This window comes from Burkholderia sp. Se-20378, from assembly GCF_017104665.1.
GTDB classification, from domain to species: domain Bacteria; phylum Pseudomonadota; class Gammaproteobacteria; order Burkholderiales; family Burkholderiaceae; genus Burkholderia; species Burkholderia lata.
On the sequence record NZ_JAAGPG010000029.1, the window covers coordinates 1 to 15,834 of the forward strand.

Genomic DNA, 15,834 nt, shown 5'->3' on the forward strand with positions numbered 1-15,834 from the left:
TCACGCGCTTGCGGTAGAAGAAGCGCACCGGCCACTCGTAGCCGGCGCCGTCGGTGCGGTTGCCGAGCCCGACGAGCGGGCCGCGCGCCCAGCTGGCGACCCAGGCCGTCTTGATGAGGCCCTGGCAGTCGATCACGAGGTCGTACTGCTCGGCCGCGAGGCGCCGGCGGAACGCACGAATCTCGCGCCACGTGGCGCCCGAGAACGGCTTCTTGCGCCAGCGGCGCAGCGAGAACGGCAGCACGTTGCGCACGCCGTCGACGAGCTTGACCAGGTCGACGAAGCTTTCCTCGACGAGCCAGTCGATCTGCGCATCGGGGTGGCGGCGCCGGATATCGGCGATCACCGGCATGTTGTGCACGACGTCGCCCAGCGACGACACGCGCACGATCAGGATCTTTTGCACGCTGAAAAAACGCCGGCAGGCAGCCGGCGACAAGCATAAAGGGGGGATTTTATCCCGCCCGGCGGTCCAGACAGACAAAAAGCGGCCGCACGCCCTTGGCGTGCGCCGCTTTTCAGGGATGGCGCGACGATCGGACACACCGTCGCGCCGGTGGCGGCCCGCCGGCCGCCGAGGCTCAGAACGGCAGCTTGACGTCCGGCTTCGCGGCCGTCAGCACGCGGCGGAAGTCCTCCTGGATGCGCTTGAGCCCTTCCTGCGTCTCCGACTCGAAACGCATCACGACGACCGGCGTCGTGTTCGACGAACGCGCGAGGCCGAAGCCGTCCGGGTACTCGACACGCAGGCCGTCGATCGTCACGACTTCCTCGGCGCCGTCGAACTTCGCCTCTTTCTGCAGCTTGTCGATCAGGCGGAAGTTCTCGCCTTCGTCGAGCCACAGCTGCAGTTCGGGCGTGCTCATCGCGTCCGGCAGCCCGTTCAGCAGCGCGCTCGGATCGGCCGTCTTCGTGAGGATCTCGAGCAGGCGCGCACCCGTGTAGAGACCGTCGTCGAAGCCGTACCAGCGATCCTTGAAGAACACGTGGCCGCTCATTTCACCGGCGAGCGGCGCACCCGTCTCGCGCAGCTTCGCCTTCACGAGCGAGTGGCCCGTCTTCCACATCAGCGGCTCGCCGCCCTTCGACTTGATCCACTGCGCGAGGTGGCGCGTGCACTTCACGTCATAGATGATCTGCGCGCCCGGGTTGCGCGACAGCACTTCTTCCGCGAACAGCATCAGCTGGCGGTCCGGATAGATGATCTGGCCGTCCTTCGTGACAACGCCGAGGCGGTCGCCGTCGCCGTCGAACGCGAAGCCGATCTCGGCGTCGGTGTCCTTCAGCGCCTGGATCACGTCCTGCAGGTTTTCCGGATGGGCGGGATCGGGGTGATGGTTCGGGAACGTGCCGTCGATGTCGGTGAAGCGCTCGACGAGCTCGCAGCCGAGCGCCTTGAACAGGCGCGTCGCGAGCGGGCCGGCCACGCCGTTGCCGGCGTCGACGACGAGCTTCATCGGGCGGGCCGGCTTGATGTCGCCGACGATGCGCGCGATGTATTGATCGGCCACGTCGAACTCTTCGTACGAGCCGTTGCCCGTCTCGAAACGCTCGTCGACGATGCGCTGGTACAGCGCCTGGATCTGCTCGCCGTAGATCGCGGCGCCGCGCAGCACCATCTTGAAGCCGTTGTAGTCGGGCGGGTTATGGCTGCCCGTGACGACGATGCACGAATCGACGCGGCGCTCGCCGCCCTTCAGCGCAAGCGGGACGTTCGCCGCGAAATAGCCGACCGGCGTGGGCACCATGCCGACGTCGACGACGTCGACGCCCGCCGCACGCAGGCCGTCGGCCAGCGCGCCGACGAGGTCCGGCCCGGACAGGCGGCCGTCGCGCGCGACGACCACCGCATCGCCGCCCTGCGCGCGCACTTCGCTGCCGAATGCCCGGCCGATTCCGCGCGCGGTGTCGGTGTCGAGCGTCTTGCCGACCACGCCACGAATGTCATATGCCTTGAAGATGGATTGGGAGATCATCGATTCTCTTCTCTCAGTTGCGTGCATGGAAAATTGTCTGGCTTGCCTGGCCGCCGCTCGCCGGTGCCGCGCATGATACATGCTGGCCCGGCACGGAGTGAAACCGCTGGCGCGGAACGGCGGGAGCGACCCCGATCCCACTTATAATCGCGGGTTTTGATGACGCGCATACCGCCCATTTTAATGCCTAGCCGTCCCGTCGCCGCCAACCTGCAGCCCCCGGGCGCCCTGCCGGCCGCCTTGCGCGCACGCCGCTGCCGCGCATGCTGAAGCGCTTCGGCAACCCGGATGTCGCGAAGGCCGTCGCGAATCTCGTCTGGCTGGGGCTCGAACGGCTCACGCAGATCGGCGTCGCGATCGCGATCAGCGGCCTGCTGGCCCGTTATTTCGGGCCAGATGTGTTCGGCAAATGGCAGTATGCGAATACGCTCCTCCTGGTACTGGCGCCGCTCACTTGGGTGTGCGGCGCGGAAATCCTCGTCCCGACCATCGTCCAGCGCCCGCCCGCCCAGCTCGGCGCGGTGCTCGGCAGCGCATTCGCGCTGCGCATCGCCGTCTCCGTCGCCGCGCTCGTCGCGACCTGGATCGCGATCGCCGCGGGCGCCTTCGATCCGCTGGTCGGCGCGATGCTCGCGGGCCTCGCGGTCACGATGGTATTCCGCGAGCCGTTCGTCGGCGTCATCAACGCGTGGCTGCAGAGCATGACCTACAGCAAGCCGCAGCTCGTCACCAGCATGGTCACCGCGCTGGTGAAGGCGCTGCTCGTCTGGCTGCTGGTCCGCGCGGCCGCGGGCCCCGCCCGCTTCGCGTGGCTGTGGGCGCTCGAGGCCGCCGCAATCGGCTTCGCGCTGCTGCTGTACTACCGCCATCGTAACGGCGGCGCGCTCGGCTGGACGTTCGACAAACCGCTGTTCAGGCACTTTGCGACGGCCGGCACCGTGTTCTGGCTCGGCCTCATCTGCATGTACCTGTTCCTGAAGCTCGACCGCCTGATGCTCGAGCGTCATGTATCGTTCGCCGATCTCGGCCGCTACTCGGCCGCGCAGCAGCTCAACGAGAACTGGATCACGCTCGCGCTGATGCTCGCGCAGACGATCGCGCCCGCCTTCGTCTACCGCGTGCAGGACGTCGCGCGGCTGCGCCGCAACATCGTCCGGCTGATCGCGATGACGGCCTGCCTGATGACGGCCGGCGCGCTCGTGCTCGACGCCGCCGCCCCGCTGATCGTCGGCAAGGTGTTCGGCCACGGCTACGAGGCGTCGGTCGACATCTTCCGCTGGGCTGTCTGGCTGTCGGTGCCCGCCGGCATCGAGGCGATAGGCAATCTTATCGTTCTCAAATATCAAGCAAAATTCGTGTTGCTGTCGAAATGGCTGCTCGCGCTCGCGATCGCCGCGCTCGTCAACCTGTTCGCGATCCCGCGGCTCGGCCTGTACGGCGCGCTCGTCGGGCTGGCGGCCGGCTACCTGGCCGCCGCCGCCGTCAATTTTTATTACATCCGTTTCAAGCTGCGACCATGACGTCCCCTGATTGCCCGACCCCGCTCGACGACGTGGCCGTGCTGATGCCGGCCTACAACGGGCACGATGACGTCGTTCGGACCCTCGCCTCGTTTCGCGAGGACACGCCCGTGCACGTGCTGATCGTCGATGACGGCAGCACGCCGCCGATCGTCGCGCCCGACCTGCCCGGCCTCACAATCGACGTGCTGCGCATGCCGCAGAACGGCGGCATCGAGCGTGCGCTCGCGGCCGGCATCGACGCGCTCGCCGTGCGCGGCTTCCGCTATGCGGCGCGCATCGACGCAGGCGATCTCGCCGCGCCGCAGCGCCTCGCGAAGGAGCGCGCGTATCTCGGCGCCCACCCGCGCGTGGCCTGCGTCGGCATGTGGACGCAGGTCGTGTCCCGCGCCGGCGAGCCGCGCTTCATGCTGACCCCGCCCGCCGATCCGCGTACGCTGCGCCGCACGCGCTTCCTGCGCTCGCCGCTCGTGCACCCGTCGGTCATGTTGCGCATCGACGCCGTGCGTGAAGTGGGGAACTATCGTGCGAAATACCGGGCGGCCGAGGATCTCGATCTTTTTTTGCGGTTAATGCAACGCTACGATTGCGCGAACCTGCCGGAACTGGGCCTCTATTACGAATTGAACGAGGGCGGGATCAGTGCGACCAAGCGCCGGCGCCAGCTGGTGTCGACGCTCACGCTGCTGCTGAGCCACTTCAACGCGCTGAACCCGTATGACTGGGCCGGCCTCGCCAAGAACCTGCTGCATTTCGTGACGCCGTACCGTACGTTGCAGCGGATCAAGCAGACGCTGTTCGCCGCGCGGCCGTCCGCGTGACGCCCATTCATTCAGCGTATCCGGCATTTACGACGCTTTATTTATTCTTTTTTTCATGTCCGCCACCTCCCCGCTGCGCATTGCGCTCGTCTGCAACACGGCCTGGGCGATCTACACGTATCGCCACGGGCTGATCCGTGCGCTCGTCGCGCGCGGCGCCGAGGTCGTCGTCATTGCACCGCACGACCGCACGGTGCCGTTGCTCGAGCAGATGGGCTGCCGCTACGTGGCACTCGCGGTCGCGTCGAAAGGCACCAGCCCGCGCGAGGATCTCGGCACGCTCGCCGCGCTGGTGCGCCACTACCGCGCGCTGAAGCCCGATCTCGTGTTCCATTACACGATCAAGCCGAACATCTACGGCTCGGTCGCCGCGTGGCTCGCGCGCGTGCCGTCGATCGCGGTGACGACCGGGCTCGGCTACGTCTTCATCCAGAAGAGCCGCGCGGCGAGCGTCGCGAAGCGCCTGTACCGGTTCGCGTTCCGCTTCCCGCGTGAAGTGTGGTTCCTGAACCGCGACGATCTCGCGACCTTCACCGACGAACAGTTGCTCGCGCATCCCGATCGTGCGCGGCTGCTGCACGGCGAAGGCGTCGATCTCGAGCAGTTCGCGCCCGTGCCGCTGCCCGCTGGCGACGCGCCCGTCTTCATCCTGATCGGCCGGCTGCTGTGGGACAAGGGCGTGCGCGAATACGTGGAGGCTGCGCGCATCGTGCGCGCCCGCCTCCCGAATGCGCGCTTCCAGTTGCTCGGGCCGCTCGGCGTCGACAATCCGAGCGCGATCGGCCGCGCGGATGTCGATGCGTGGATCGGCGAAGGCGTGATCGAATATCTCGGCGAAGCGCACGACGTGCGCCCGCATCTCGCGGCGGCCGACTGCGTCGTGCTGCCGTCGTACCGCGAAGGCGTGCCGCGCACGCTGATGGAAGCGTCGGCGATGGGCCGCCCGATCGTCGCGACCGACGTGCCGGGCTGCCGCGACGTCGTCGCCGACGGCGAAACAGGCTTCCTGTGCCGCGTGCGCGACAGCGCGAGCCTCGCGGAGCAGTTGCTCCGCATCATCGAACTCGGAACGGCCGGACGCGACGCGATGGGCGCGCGCGGCCGGCAGAAGGTCACGGCGGAATTCGACGAACAGCAGGTCGTCGAACGCTACCGGCGTACTATCCATTCGTTAACCGGTATCACCCTCTGAAGGAGCGCATCAGCAATGACCGCTAAAGGCACCATCCTCGTTACCGGCGGCGCGGGCTACATCGGCTCGCACACGGCCGTCGAGCTGCTCGACAATGGCTACGATGTCGTGATCGTCGACAACCTCGTCAACAGCAAGGCCGAATCCGTGCGCCGCATCGAGCGGATCACGGGCAAGACGCCTGCGTTTCATCAGGTCGACGTGTGTGACGAAGCCGCGCTCGCCAAGGTATTCGATGCACACCCGATCACCGGCACGATCCATTTCGCGGCGCTCAAGGCCGTCGGCGAATCGGTCGCGAAGCCGCTCGAGTACTACCAGAACAACATCGGCGGCCTGCTCGCCGTGCTCAAGGTGATGCGCGAGCGCAACGTCAGGAAGTTCGTGTTCAGCTCGTCCGCGACCGTGTACGGCGTGCCCGAGCGCTCGCCGATCGATGAATCGTTCCCGCTGTCCGCGACGAACCCGTACGGCCAGTCGAAGCTGATCGCCGAGCAGATCCTGCGCGATCTCGAGGTTTCCGACCCGTCGTGGCGAATTGCCACGCTGCGCTACTTCAACCCGGTCGGCGCACACGCGAGCGGGCTGATCGGCGAGGATCCGGCCGGCATCCCGAACAACCTGATGCCGTATGTCGCGCAGGTCGCGGTCGGCAAGCTGGAAAGGCTGCGCGTGTTCGGTTCCGACTACCCGACGCCGGACGGCACCGGCGTGCGCGACTACATCCACGTCGTCGATCTCGCGAAGGGGCACATCGCCGCACTCGACTCGCTCGCGAAACGCGATGCGAGCTTCGTCGTGAACCTCGGTACGGGCCAGGGCTACAGCGTGCTGGAAGTCGTGCGCGCGTTCGAAAAGGCATCGGGCCGCCCGGTGCCGTACGAGCTCGTCGCGCGCCGCCCGGGCGACATCGCGGAGTGCTATGCGAACCCGCAGGCCGCGGCCGACATCATCGGCTGGCGCGCGACGCTCGGCATCGAAGAAATGTGTGCCGATCACTGGCGATGGCAGGAGGGGAACCCGCGCGGTTTTGTATAATCCGCTGTCCATTTTTCGAGCGATCCCATGCTCAGCTTCGCGTCCGGCTTTATCGTCTCCCTGCTCGTCACGCTGTTCATCGTGCGCTATGCGCACCTTCACGAGAAATTCTCGATCGACAGCGATCTGGCCGGCGTGCAGAAATTCCACGTGCGGCCCGTGCCGCGGGTCGGGGGCATCGGGATCCTCGCGGGCGTCGTTGCATCGGCGCTGCTGCTCACGCAGCGCTACCCGACGATCGCCGGCAGCATTCTCGGCGTCGTAGCCTGCGGAATGCCGGCCTTCCTGTCCGGCCTCGTCGAGGACCTGACCAAGCGCGTGTCGCCGCGCGCGCGGCTGCTCTGCACGATGGGCGCGGCCGCGCTCGCGTTCTGGCTGATGAACATTGCAGTCACGCGCATCAGCGTGCCGCCGCTCGACTTCCTGCTCGGTTATGTCGCCATTTCGGCCTTCGTCACCGTGCTCGCGGTTGCGGCGCTCGCGAACGCAGTCAACATCATCGACGGCTTCAACGGGCTCGCGTCGATGGTCAGCTTCATGATGTTCGCGTCGCTCGCGTACGTGGCGTTCCAGGTCCGCGACCCGGTCGTCATGTCCGCGTCGATCATCATGATGGGCGCCGTGCTCGGCTTCTTCCTGTGGAATTTCCCGGCCGGACTGATCTTCCTCGGTGACGGCGGCGCGTACTTCATCGGCTTCATGCTCGCGGAGCTCGCGATCATGCTCGTGATGCGCAACCGCGAGGTGTCCGCGTGGTACCCGGTGCTACTGTTCATGTACCCGATCTTCGAGACCTGCTTCTCGATCTACCGGAAGAAATTCATCCGCGGCATGTCGCCCGGCATCCCGGACGGCGTGCACCTGCACATGCTCGTGTACAAGCGGCTGATGCGCTGGGCCGTCGGCACGAAGCACGCGCACGACCTGACACGCCGCAATTCGCTGACGTCGCCGTACCTGTGGCTGCTGTGCCTCGTCGCGGTGATACCCGCGACACTGTTCTGGCGGCACACGGTGCACCTGTTCGTGTTCGTCGTGCTGTTTGCGCTGACCTATGTGTGGCTGTATATCAGCATCGTGCGGTTCCGTGCGCCGCGGTGGATGGTGGTGCGCAAGAACCGGCACAGTCGCTGAACCGTTCGCAGCCGCACATGAAAAAAGCGCCCCGAGGGGCGCTTTTCTTTTGGGCCGGCTGGCCGCCGCTTGGCGACCGCAACGACCTCGGCGTCAGCGGTTGGACGCCACCCGCACGCTCTTCAGCGCCGGAACCGCGGCCGTCTGATATTCGGGCACCCAGCGCCGCAAGTCGCGTCGCACTTCGTCATCCGGCAGCACACGATGCTGCATCAGCCATGGCAGCAGCTCGTCGAGGAAATTGTCCGGCACTTCCCGCGCACGCGCGATCCGCAGCTTCGGATGCGGGGTGCGCGTCGTCGCCTCGTCGTCCGCTAGCAACTCCTCGTAGAGCTTCTCGCCCGGCCGCAGCCCGGTGAATTCGATCCGGATCTGCTCTTCCGAGAAGCCGTACAGACGGATCAGGTCGCACGCGAGATCGACGATTTTCACCGGCTCGCCCATGTCGAGAATGAAGATCTCGCCGCCATGCCCCATGCTCGACGCCTGCAGCACGAGCTGCGACGCTTCCGGAATCGTCATGAAGAAACGCGTGATCTCCGGGTGCGTGACCGTGACCGGGCCGCCCTTCGCGATCTGCTGCTGGAACTTCGGAATCACGCTGCCCGCGCTGCCGAGCACGTTGCCGAACCGCACGGTCTCGAACTGGGTACGCTCGCTCGTCTGCTGCAGCGCCTGGCAGGCCATTTCGGCAAGACGCTTGCTCGCGCCCATCACGTTGGTCGGATTGACGGCCTTGTCGGTCGAGATCAGCACGAAATGGCGCACGTCATGGCGAATCGCCGCGCGGGCCACCCGATACGTACCAAGGACGTTGTTGCGCAGCGCCTGCCACGCGTTGTGCTCCTCCATCAGCGGCACGTGCTTGTACGCGGCCGCATGGAACACGATGTGCGGCGCGTGGCGCGACATCACCTGGTCGAGCAGCAGCGAATCCTTCGCATCGCCGATGATCGGCAGGACCGGGAGATCGGGGAAGCGCTCGCGCAGTTCCTCGATCAGCCGGTACATTGCGTATTCCGACAGGTCGAACGCAACGAGTTGCGCGGGCGCGAAGCGCAGGATCTGCCGGCACAGCTCGGAGCCGATCGACCCGCCCGCACCCGTCACCATCACGACGCGGCCACGCAGCAGCGCCTCGACGTGCGGCGTGTCGATCGTCACGGCGTCGCGACCGAGCAGATCCTCGAGATCGATGTTCCGCACCTGCGACAGGAAGCCCTGCCCCGGCATCAGCGCGGTCAGCGACGGCAGCACCATCGCCTTCACGCCGGCCCGCACGCACAGCGTCGCGACGCGGCGCTGCGTTTCGACCGACGCTGAGGGAATCGCGATGATCGCGTATTCGACCTTCATTGCGTCGGTCCAGTGCTTGAGGTCGTTGAACGAACCCAGTACCTTGTAGCCGTAGATTTCGCGGCCCTGCTTCGTGACGTCGTCGTCGAGCAGACCGACGAGGCGCCACTCGCCCGAGCGGGACAGTTCGCGCGCGAGGCTCGCGCCGGCCGTACCGGCGCCGAGCACCAGCACCGGCTTGCCCTTCCCGACCAGCCCGCCATACAGGTAATACTCCTTCGTCGCGCGATACAGCGCGCGCGCGCCGCCCATCGCCAGGAACAGCATCAGCGGCGACACGAGCAACACCGAACGCGGAATGATCGGCACCGGCTGGAACATCACGGCGCCGATCATCACGATCACGCCGCCGCCGCAAACCGCCTTCGCGATACGCATCAAGTCGGGCAGGCTCGCGAACACCCACAGCCCGCGATACAGGCCGAACACGTGGAACATCAGCGCGTAGACGGGAAGGACCCAGACGAGCGCCTTCAGCGCTCCACCCATGAAATCGGACGGGACGCTGCCGTTGAAACGAACGAGATAAGCGAACAACCATGCGGCGGCAACCGCCGTCAGGTCAAACAGAAAAGCGCTCAGCGAAAGCCATGATGCTTTGGATCGCAACATCGGTGGCAGACCTCAAGAATTGTTATTGGAGGCCGTCTGAACCCGGCGCCAGCGGACGTCGATTGTGAACCCGATACACATGAGCACGCCATACCATGCAACACATGACAACCATTGCTGCTGTACAGCACGGCCCTCAGCCCACAAAGCAACGATTATGCCTGCGAGCATGATGAGGTACCAGTAAACAGCGGTACGCCTATGGCCGATGCCAAGGCGAACCATTCTCTGATAATAATGCTCCCGATGCGCTTGCCAAAATTTTTCTCCCCGTAACAAACGTCTCGAGAGTGTTACAGATGCGTCAGCAATAAAGGGGGCGAATACCGTGGCGGGAAACCACACGCCCCAGATCGCTTCGCGCCAACCCCAATAACCGAGCGCGCCGGCCAGGAAGCCGAGCGGAATAGAGCCCGCATCGCCGAGAAACAGCCGGGCCGGATGAAAATTCAACAGCAGGAAGCCGAACGCGGCGCCCGCGATCGCCACGCTGCCCGCGGCGAGTTCCGGTGCCATGTGCGCCCCCCCGAGCGCCGCGGCAGCATACGCGCCGAAACCGAACACCGCCATTCCGCCGGCAAGGCCGTCCGCACCGTCCATGAAGTTGTACAGATTGATCAGCCAAACCATCATGAAACCCGCGCCCGCGAGGAGCCACCATGGGGCGGCGGCCGGATAGGCGACGATCAGCGCAACGACCGCAATCAGATGCGTGGCGAACCGCACGCGCGCGGGCAGCCCGCGCCGGTCATCGATCTGCGACACGGCCGCCAGGCTCGTAGCAGCAGCAGCGATCAACCACATCTGCGGCGCGAACCACAGCAGCAAGACGACGCTCACCGGCACAATGCCCCAGCCGCCGACACGCGGGGTCGGACGGGTATGCAGCGAACGGTCGTTTGGAATATCCGTTGCGAGCCGCCACGCCAGCCCGGTGGCGAGCAACGCTCGGAGGATCATCGTCGACGCGGCCGCGGCGGCGACTGCCACCGCGAGTGCCGCGAACCACGTGGTAATCACGGGATGCATGTTGCCTATTGTCAAAGATCCCGCGAACGATACCACGCCGCGGTCTGGCTCAGACCATCGTCGATATCGCACGGCGGATACCAGCCGAGCACATCCCGAACGTGACGGGAATCCAGCCGCAGCTCGCCGACCAAACGCTCGACCTGTGACGTGCGCCCCGTCACGCGGCCGGCCAATCGTAACCAGGAAACCGGGACAGGAATGACGCGTGCGGGGGCATTCATACACGCCGCCAGCTTCACCACAAGTTCCGCCACCGACAAATCGTGCGCGTCGGCGACGTGGAATGTCTGACCTGCTGCACGTGGATCGAGCGCGCACTGCACCAGGACACCGGCGAGATTGTCGACGAAGATCATGCTACGACGCGCAGACACTGCCCCCAGCGGCAAAGGCATACCCTTGGACAGCGCACCCATCAGGCTCAGAAAATTGGCCCGCACGCCCGGCCCGTAGACGAGCGGAGGCCGAACGATCACGACCTCCATGCCCGATTCGCGACCATAGTCGGCGAGCGCGCGCTCGGCTTCAAGCTTCGAAATACCGTACGGATCCAGTGGGAGCGGGGCATCGTGCTCGGAGAGCGGTGGTCGCCCCGAGCTGCTCTCCGCAACGGCCTTGATACTGCTCACATATACGAATCGCGCGGCACCTGCTGCGCGCGCCGCTCGGGCAACGCGAAGCGAACCCTGCACGTTCGTCGCACGGTACGCGTCGAGTGGCTCGGTGGCATGATCGTGCATCACGTGAACGCGTGCGGCCAGATGAATCACCGCGTCACACTGCAACCCTGGCGGCCAGGCACGATCGATATCCACAAAATCGGGCCGGTCGTGGATCCACTCGCGTCCGGTACCGGACGGACCTTGCGCACGACGAACCAACCCGACGGTCTGTTCGCCACGCTGAAGCAATGCCCGAGACACCGCGCGCCCGACGAAGCCATTGGCTCCCGTCACTAGAATCACTTGAGACATGTCATCAACGGGAAACGGCGGGACACCCGAATGCATCGGCGCCGCCCGACGCCCCGCAAACCGCGCAGCGGCAGGCCAACATGCCCGGACGCCACGGAGGTGCGAAACAAGCGGCGAAACAAGCGCCGCCGCATGGCCTGGACCGGTCGATGCGTTCCCGACTGCTCCATGCGCGACAGCGGTTCGTCATATCAAGCAGCCGACCGGCTCAGGAAATCCTGATAGGCCGCCGCAATCCCTTCGCGCAGCGACGTTTGCGCCTGCCAGCCAAGCGCGCGCATACGGTCAACATTGAGTAGCTTGCGCGGCGTACCGTCCGGTTTGCTGGCGTCGAAGACGATGCGACCGTCAAATCCGACAACGCTCATCACCGTTTCCGCGAGCTCGCGAATCGTCACGTCCTCGCCGGTTCCAACGTTATACAAACCCTCGGCAATTCCCTGCTCCATCAGGAACACGCATGCGGCCGCAAGATCGTCCACGTAGAGGAACTCGCGCATCGGCCTGCCCGACCCCCACACCACGTACTCGCTATCGCCTCGTGCTTTCGCCTCGTGCGCCTTGCGGATCAGTGCAGGCAGAACGTGGCTGTTGTTCAGGTCGTAGTTATCGTTCGGGCCGTACAGGTTCGTCGGCATGACCGAGACGTAGTGGCGCCCGTGCTGACGATTGTAGCTTTCGCACATCTTCACGCCGGCGATCTTCGCGATCGCATACGGTTCGTTCGTCGGTTCGAGCGGACCGGTCAGAAGGTATTCCTCCCGGATCGGTTGCGGACACTCACGCGGATAGATGCAACTGGAACCCAGAAAGCAGAGCCGATCGACACCCGCGCGATGCGCACTGTCGATGATGTTCGTCTCGACGACCAGGTTCTCATAGATGAAGTCGGCGCCATACGTGTTGTTCGCGTAAATGCCGCCGACCTTCGCCGCCGCGACAAATACGTAGTCGGGCCGCTCCTCGCGCATGAACTCGCGCACCGCCGCCTGATCAAGAAGATCAAGCTGATCACGTGTACGCGTCAGGATGTTGGCGTATCCACGCGCCTCGAGGCAACGCACCAACGCAGATCCGACCATCCCGCGATGCCCGGCGACGAAAATCTTCGCATCCTTGTCGAGACTCTTCATCATTCACGCCCAACGGAAACGTTGAAGCCCTCGCGCTTGAGCAATGCATGCTGGCGCGCCTTGTCCAGATCGTGCGAAACCATCTCCTCGACCATTTCGTCGAGCGTGATGCGCGGCACCCAGCCAAGCTTTTCCTTGGCCTTGGTCGGATCACCGAGCAGCGTTTCCACTTCGGCCGGGCGGAAGTAGCGCGGATCGATCTTGACCAGCACGTCGCCAGCCTTGACTGCCGGCGCCTTGTCGCCGACAACCGATGCGATTCGGCCCTGTTCGTTGACACCCTCGCCTTCCCACGCAAGTTCGATGCCGAGCTGGGCTGCCGCCTTGTCGATGAATGTCCGCACGCTGTACTGAACACCGGTTGCGATGACGAAATCCTCAGGCTGCTCCTGTTGCAGCATCAGCCACTGCATCTCGACGTAGTCGCGCGCATGACCCCAGTCGCGCAGCGCGTCGAGATTGCCCATGAACAGGCAGGACTCCAGGCCTTGCGCGATATTCGCCAGGCCGCGGGTAATCTTGCGCGTGACGAAGGTTTCGCCGCGGCGAGCGGATTCGTGATTGAAGAGCACGCCGTTGCACGCATAAAGGCCGTACGCTTCGCGATAGTTCACCGTAATCCAGTATGCATAGAGCTTCGCCACTGCATACGGCGAGCGCGGATAAAAGGGGGTCGTCTCCTTCTGCGGCGTCTCCTGAACCAAACCGTAGAGCTCCGACGTGCTTGCCTGGTAGAAGCGCGTCTTCTTCTCCAGGCCCAGGAAGCGAATCCCTTCAAGGAGACGCAGCGCACCGATCGCATCGACGTCCGCCGTGTACTCCGGCGCCTCGAAGCTCACCGCAACATGAGATTGCGCGCCGAGGTTGTATACCTCGTCCGGCTGCACTTCCTGGAGTATCCGGATGAGGTTCGACGTATCCGTCAAGTCGCCGTAATGCAGTTTGAGCCGCTGGTGCTGCGTGTGCGGATCCTCGTAAATATGATCGATCCGATCCGTATTGAACAGCGATGCACGTCGCTTGATGCCGTGTACCTCGTATCCCTTGCTCAACAGGAATTCGGCAAGATACGAACCATCCTGACCGGTGATACCGGTGATCAGCGCCTTTTTCATCGTTTCAATCTACCCAAACAAATTTTGTGAAACATCCAATAACTTTGCCGTACGAACAACATTCGCATTCGTACGGCCTCGTGATTCGACCCGCTCGCCTCAGGCCCTCGACTTGTTGCGAGCCTCAGGCCTCCTCTCCTCGCAGCATACCAAAGCATTACGAGGCCGTCGTAGTGCCGCGCGCAAACCCCGCATGCGACCACGCCCTGGCAGCCCCTGCCGATTTCGATATGCTACCGCATCCTGCTGCCCGCACCGGACGCACCGTCACGACCAGCGACACCGCGATCATTCGCAATACTCACGCAACACGCGACAACATCATCACCGCTGCCGCATGAGCGCCGCTGTCTTCGTCCAGCTTGACCAGTCCGCGCACGATGGATCGGAAGCCCTCGGCGAAGGAAGGAATGGCGGCAATACGCGCTGCCATCGTATCGCCCAGCTTGCCCGTCTCGCCTCTCGGGGTGTGCCATAGGCTGTCCAGCAAAGCGAACGAATGAAGCGTCATCGCCGGTACGATGGAGATTTCCTGTTCGACCGCGAACCCTGCCGACGAGAAATCCTCCCGCCACCGACCCAACGGTTTGGCATTCACGATGTCGTGGCCACCCCGATACCGGGCGTCCGCGACTTGTGCCTCCCCATGGAAGCCGCACAGATTCATCACCGCCGAGACGCCGATGTCCCGACTGAAATTATCGGTCAGCACGCTGCATATCAAACGCCCGTTCTTCTTGAGCCTGCCGCGCAGGTCCTGCAACGTCCTGCCGAGATCATGCGCCTGCACCAATGCGCCGCGCACGAAAATGACATCGAACTCGGCGCCCGCGGGCAATTCGGCAAGGCGGCCGTGCTCCCAAACCTGACTGTAAGGACCATACAATGCCGCGACCTCCGCGGTGGCCGGGTCGGGCGCCAGCCCCTTGATATCCGCCGCGCCCGTCAGTATCAGATTTGCCAATCGGCCGTCCGCGCATCCGACGTCGAGCACCTGGCCCGATACCCTGATCTTCCGATAGGCGGCATACTCCCACGCCAACCAGAGGACGTACGAAGGTACATTCGGATACAAAGCGATGAGTTCGTCGTACGCGGCAATGATCTCTGACTCGCCGACCGTCGCTCCTGACTTCGCTCGCACGGACACCTCGGCGCGCTTCTTCGCTCCGACCCTATCCAGCAGCGGCCCATAAAGCTCGTCGAACCTGGCGGACACCCTGGCCGTGAAGTGATTCTCCCAATCGCCCGCGATGCCCTTTCTTTCGTGGTCGTAGATCGCCTCGCTGCCGCGCGCACGCCCGGCGCTCAGGTTCTCGAACCGGTTGTCGACGATGGCCTGGCGCACGAGGCTCGCAGGAACATCGATTCTGCAGTCGCGAAGCAACGCATCTCCGAGAATCTCCACGTCATTCGCAAGCAGGTCCTCGTACCAGACGATCTTCTGGTCCGACTGGAGCCATGACGCATGAATCAACGCACTGGCCGGAAGCCATTTCTCCGCGAGAAGGATCAGACCATCCTCTTCGCTCAACTCGTTCAGCGCGCTCCTGATGGTCCCCAGTTCATTCGACATGACGGCGTGACTGTATCGCGCACTGAAATACGACGATACGAGCGTGTCGCGAAGATCCCGCAAGACGACCAGCGCCCGTGAGTTCGACGGCGGCTTTCTCAGCAGGAACTGCTCCTTGGTCACATACGTGGTCGGATATATCTTCCCCGTAATGAGCGGATCGATAAAGAATTGCCTCTCCCCAACCTTGGGCGGAACGATGCGATCCGGCTGAAGTTGCTGCAGGATCTTCAGAATCCATTGCGAGCCAGCCTTCCAGTGCGTGATGTGAAATACCGTCGGCGGCGCAGGCTTGAAAATTCTCATACGAAAATGGTCATGTGGGATTGCGATATGCACTGCCATGGCTTCGCGA

13 protein-coding genes are annotated in these 15,834 nt (G+C 64.4%); 5 read left to right on the forward strand and 8 right to left on the reverse strand.

Features of this window, described 5'->3' with window-relative positions; all coding sequences use genetic code 11:
* Positions 1-406: lipopolysaccharide heptosyltransferase I (waaC, locus tag G3N93_RS06115; RefSeq protein WP_206132531.1), on the reverse strand; the 406-nt coding region annotated here is incomplete at its 3' end.
* Between the two features lie 175 nt (positions 407-581).
* A complete protein-coding gene (locus G3N93_RS06120) occupies positions 582-1,976 on the reverse strand; it encodes a phosphomannomutase/phosphoglucomutase (RefSeq protein ID WP_174941513.1) in 1,395 nt (464 codons plus the stop codon).
* Between the two features lie 263 nt (positions 1,977-2,239).
* On the opposite strand from G3N93_RS06120, the gene G3N93_RS06125 reads away from it, so the two are divergent.
* Genes G3N93_RS06125 through G3N93_RS06145 form a run of 5 tightly spaced genes read left to right on the forward strand, consistent with a single transcriptional unit; the run spans position 2,240 to position 7,681 of the window.
* The gene (locus G3N93_RS06125; RefSeq protein WP_039361066.1) at positions 2,240-3,496 is read left to right on the forward strand and encodes a lipopolysaccharide biosynthesis protein; all 1,257 of its coding nucleotides are present in this window, start codon (positions 2,240-2,242) and stop codon (positions 3,494-3,496) included.
* Positions 3,493-4,317: a glycosyltransferase gene (locus tag G3N93_RS06130; protein WP_206132532.1), complete on the forward strand. Its 825-nt coding sequence runs from the start codon at positions 3,493-3,495 to the stop codon at positions 4,315-4,317. The genes G3N93_RS06125 and G3N93_RS06130 overlap by 4 nt, the downstream gene beginning before the upstream one ends.
* Positions 4,318-4,372: 55 nt before the next feature.
* Positions 4,373-5,509: a glycosyltransferase family 4 protein gene (locus tag G3N93_RS06135; protein WP_206132533.1), complete on the forward strand. Its 1,137-nt coding sequence runs from the start codon at positions 4,373-4,375 to the stop codon at positions 5,507-5,509.
* 15 nt (positions 5,510-5,524) lie between these two features.
* Positions 5,525-6,547, forward strand: coding sequence for a UDP-glucose 4-epimerase GalE (galE, locus tag G3N93_RS06140; RefSeq protein ID WP_206132534.1), 1,023 nt, complete (start codon positions 5,525-5,527; stop codon positions 6,545-6,547).
* A 27-nt stretch (positions 6,548-6,574) separates the two neighbouring features.
* Positions 6,575-7,681, forward strand: coding sequence for a glycosyltransferase (locus G3N93_RS06145; protein ID WP_206132535.1), 1,107 nt, complete (start codon positions 6,575-6,577; stop codon positions 7,679-7,681).
* A gap of 93 nt (positions 7,682-7,774) precedes the next feature.
* Here the strand turns inward: G3N93_RS06145 and G3N93_RS06150 are convergent, their stop codons facing one another.
* The 6 genes from G3N93_RS06150 to G3N93_RS06175 all read right to left on the reverse strand — a co-directional run bounded on the left by G3N93_RS06150 (position 7,775) and on the right by G3N93_RS06175 (position 15,785).
* Positions 7,775-9,649 (reverse strand): nucleoside-diphosphate sugar epimerase/dehydratase, encoded by a 1,875-nt coding sequence (locus tag G3N93_RS06150; RefSeq protein WP_206132536.1) that lies wholly within the window; start codon positions 9,647-9,649, stop codon positions 7,775-7,777.
* Between the two features lie 12 nt (positions 9,650-9,661).
* Positions 9,662-10,678 carry a glycosyltransferase family 4 protein gene (locus G3N93_RS06155; protein ID WP_206132537.1) on the reverse strand — a complete coding sequence of 339 codons (1,017 nt, stop codon included), beginning with the start codon at positions 10,676-10,678 and terminating at the stop codon, positions 9,662-9,664.
* Between the two features lie 11 nt (positions 10,679-10,689).
* Positions 10,690-11,655 (reverse strand): NAD-dependent epimerase/dehydratase family protein, encoded by a 966-nt coding sequence (locus G3N93_RS06160; protein WP_206132538.1) that lies wholly within the window; start codon positions 11,653-11,655, stop codon positions 10,690-10,692.
* 191 nt (positions 11,656-11,846) lie between these two features.
* Complete coding sequence (locus G3N93_RS06165; protein ID WP_206132539.1) at positions 11,847-12,788, reverse strand: GDP-L-fucose synthase; 942 nt, start codon at positions 12,786-12,788, stop codon at positions 11,847-11,849.
* Entirely contained in the window at positions 12,788-13,903 is a 1,116-nt protein-coding gene (gmd, locus tag G3N93_RS06170; RefSeq protein ID WP_206132540.1) for a GDP-mannose 4,6-dehydratase, read from the reverse strand. Before gmd ends, G3N93_RS06165 begins: the two co-directional genes overlap by 1 nt.
* A gap of 301 nt (positions 13,904-14,204) precedes the next feature.
* Positions 14,205-15,785 carry a sulfotransferase domain-containing protein gene (locus G3N93_RS06175; RefSeq protein WP_206132541.1) on the reverse strand — a complete coding sequence of 527 codons (1,581 nt, stop codon included), beginning with the start codon at positions 15,783-15,785 and terminating at the stop codon, positions 14,205-14,207.
* Positions 15,786-15,834: the final 49 nt, after the last annotated feature.

Bases quoted from the DNA above. Each gene is read 5' to 3' on its own strand.
- G3N93_RS06120 (WP_174941513.1), bottom strand. From the start codon at position 1,976: ATGATCTCCCAATCCATCTTCAAGGCATATGACATTCGTGGCGTGGTC.
- G3N93_RS06125 (WP_039361066.1), top strand. From the start codon at position 2,240: ATGCTGAAGCGCTTCGGCAACCCGGATGTCGCGAAGGCCGTCGCGAAT.
- G3N93_RS06130 (WP_206132532.1), top strand. From the start codon at position 3,493: ATGACGTCCCCTGATTGCCCGACCCCGCTCGACGACGTGGCCGTGCTG.
- G3N93_RS06135 (WP_206132533.1), top strand. From the start codon at position 4,373: ATGTCCGCCACCTCCCCGCTGCGCATTGCGCTCGTCTGCAACACGGCC.
- galE (WP_206132534.1), top strand. From the start codon at position 5,525: ATGACCGCTAAAGGCACCATCCTCGTTACCGGCGGCGCGGGCTACATC.
- G3N93_RS06145 (WP_206132535.1), top strand. From the start codon at position 6,575: ATGCTCAGCTTCGCGTCCGGCTTTATCGTCTCCCTGCTCGTCACGCTG.
- G3N93_RS06150 (WP_206132536.1), bottom strand. From the start codon at position 9,649: ATGTTGCGATCCAAAGCATCATGGCTTTCGCTGAGCGCTTTTCTGTTT.
- G3N93_RS06155 (WP_206132537.1), bottom strand. From the start codon at position 10,678: ATGCATCCCGTGATTACCACGTGGTTCGCGGCACTCGCGGTGGCAGTC.
- G3N93_RS06160 (WP_206132538.1), bottom strand. From the start codon at position 11,655: ATGTCTCAAGTGATTCTAGTGACGGGAGCCAATGGCTTCGTCGGGCGC.
- G3N93_RS06165 (WP_206132539.1), bottom strand. From the start codon at position 12,788: ATGAAGAGTCTCGACAAGGATGCGAAGATTTTCGTCGCCGGGCATCGC.
- gmd (WP_206132540.1), bottom strand. From the start codon at position 13,903: ATGAAAAAGGCGCTGATCACCGGTATCACCGGTCAGGATGGTTCGTAT.
- G3N93_RS06175 (WP_206132541.1), bottom strand. From the start codon at position 15,785: ATGAGAATTTTCAAGCCTGCGCCGCCGACGGTATTTCACATCACGCAC.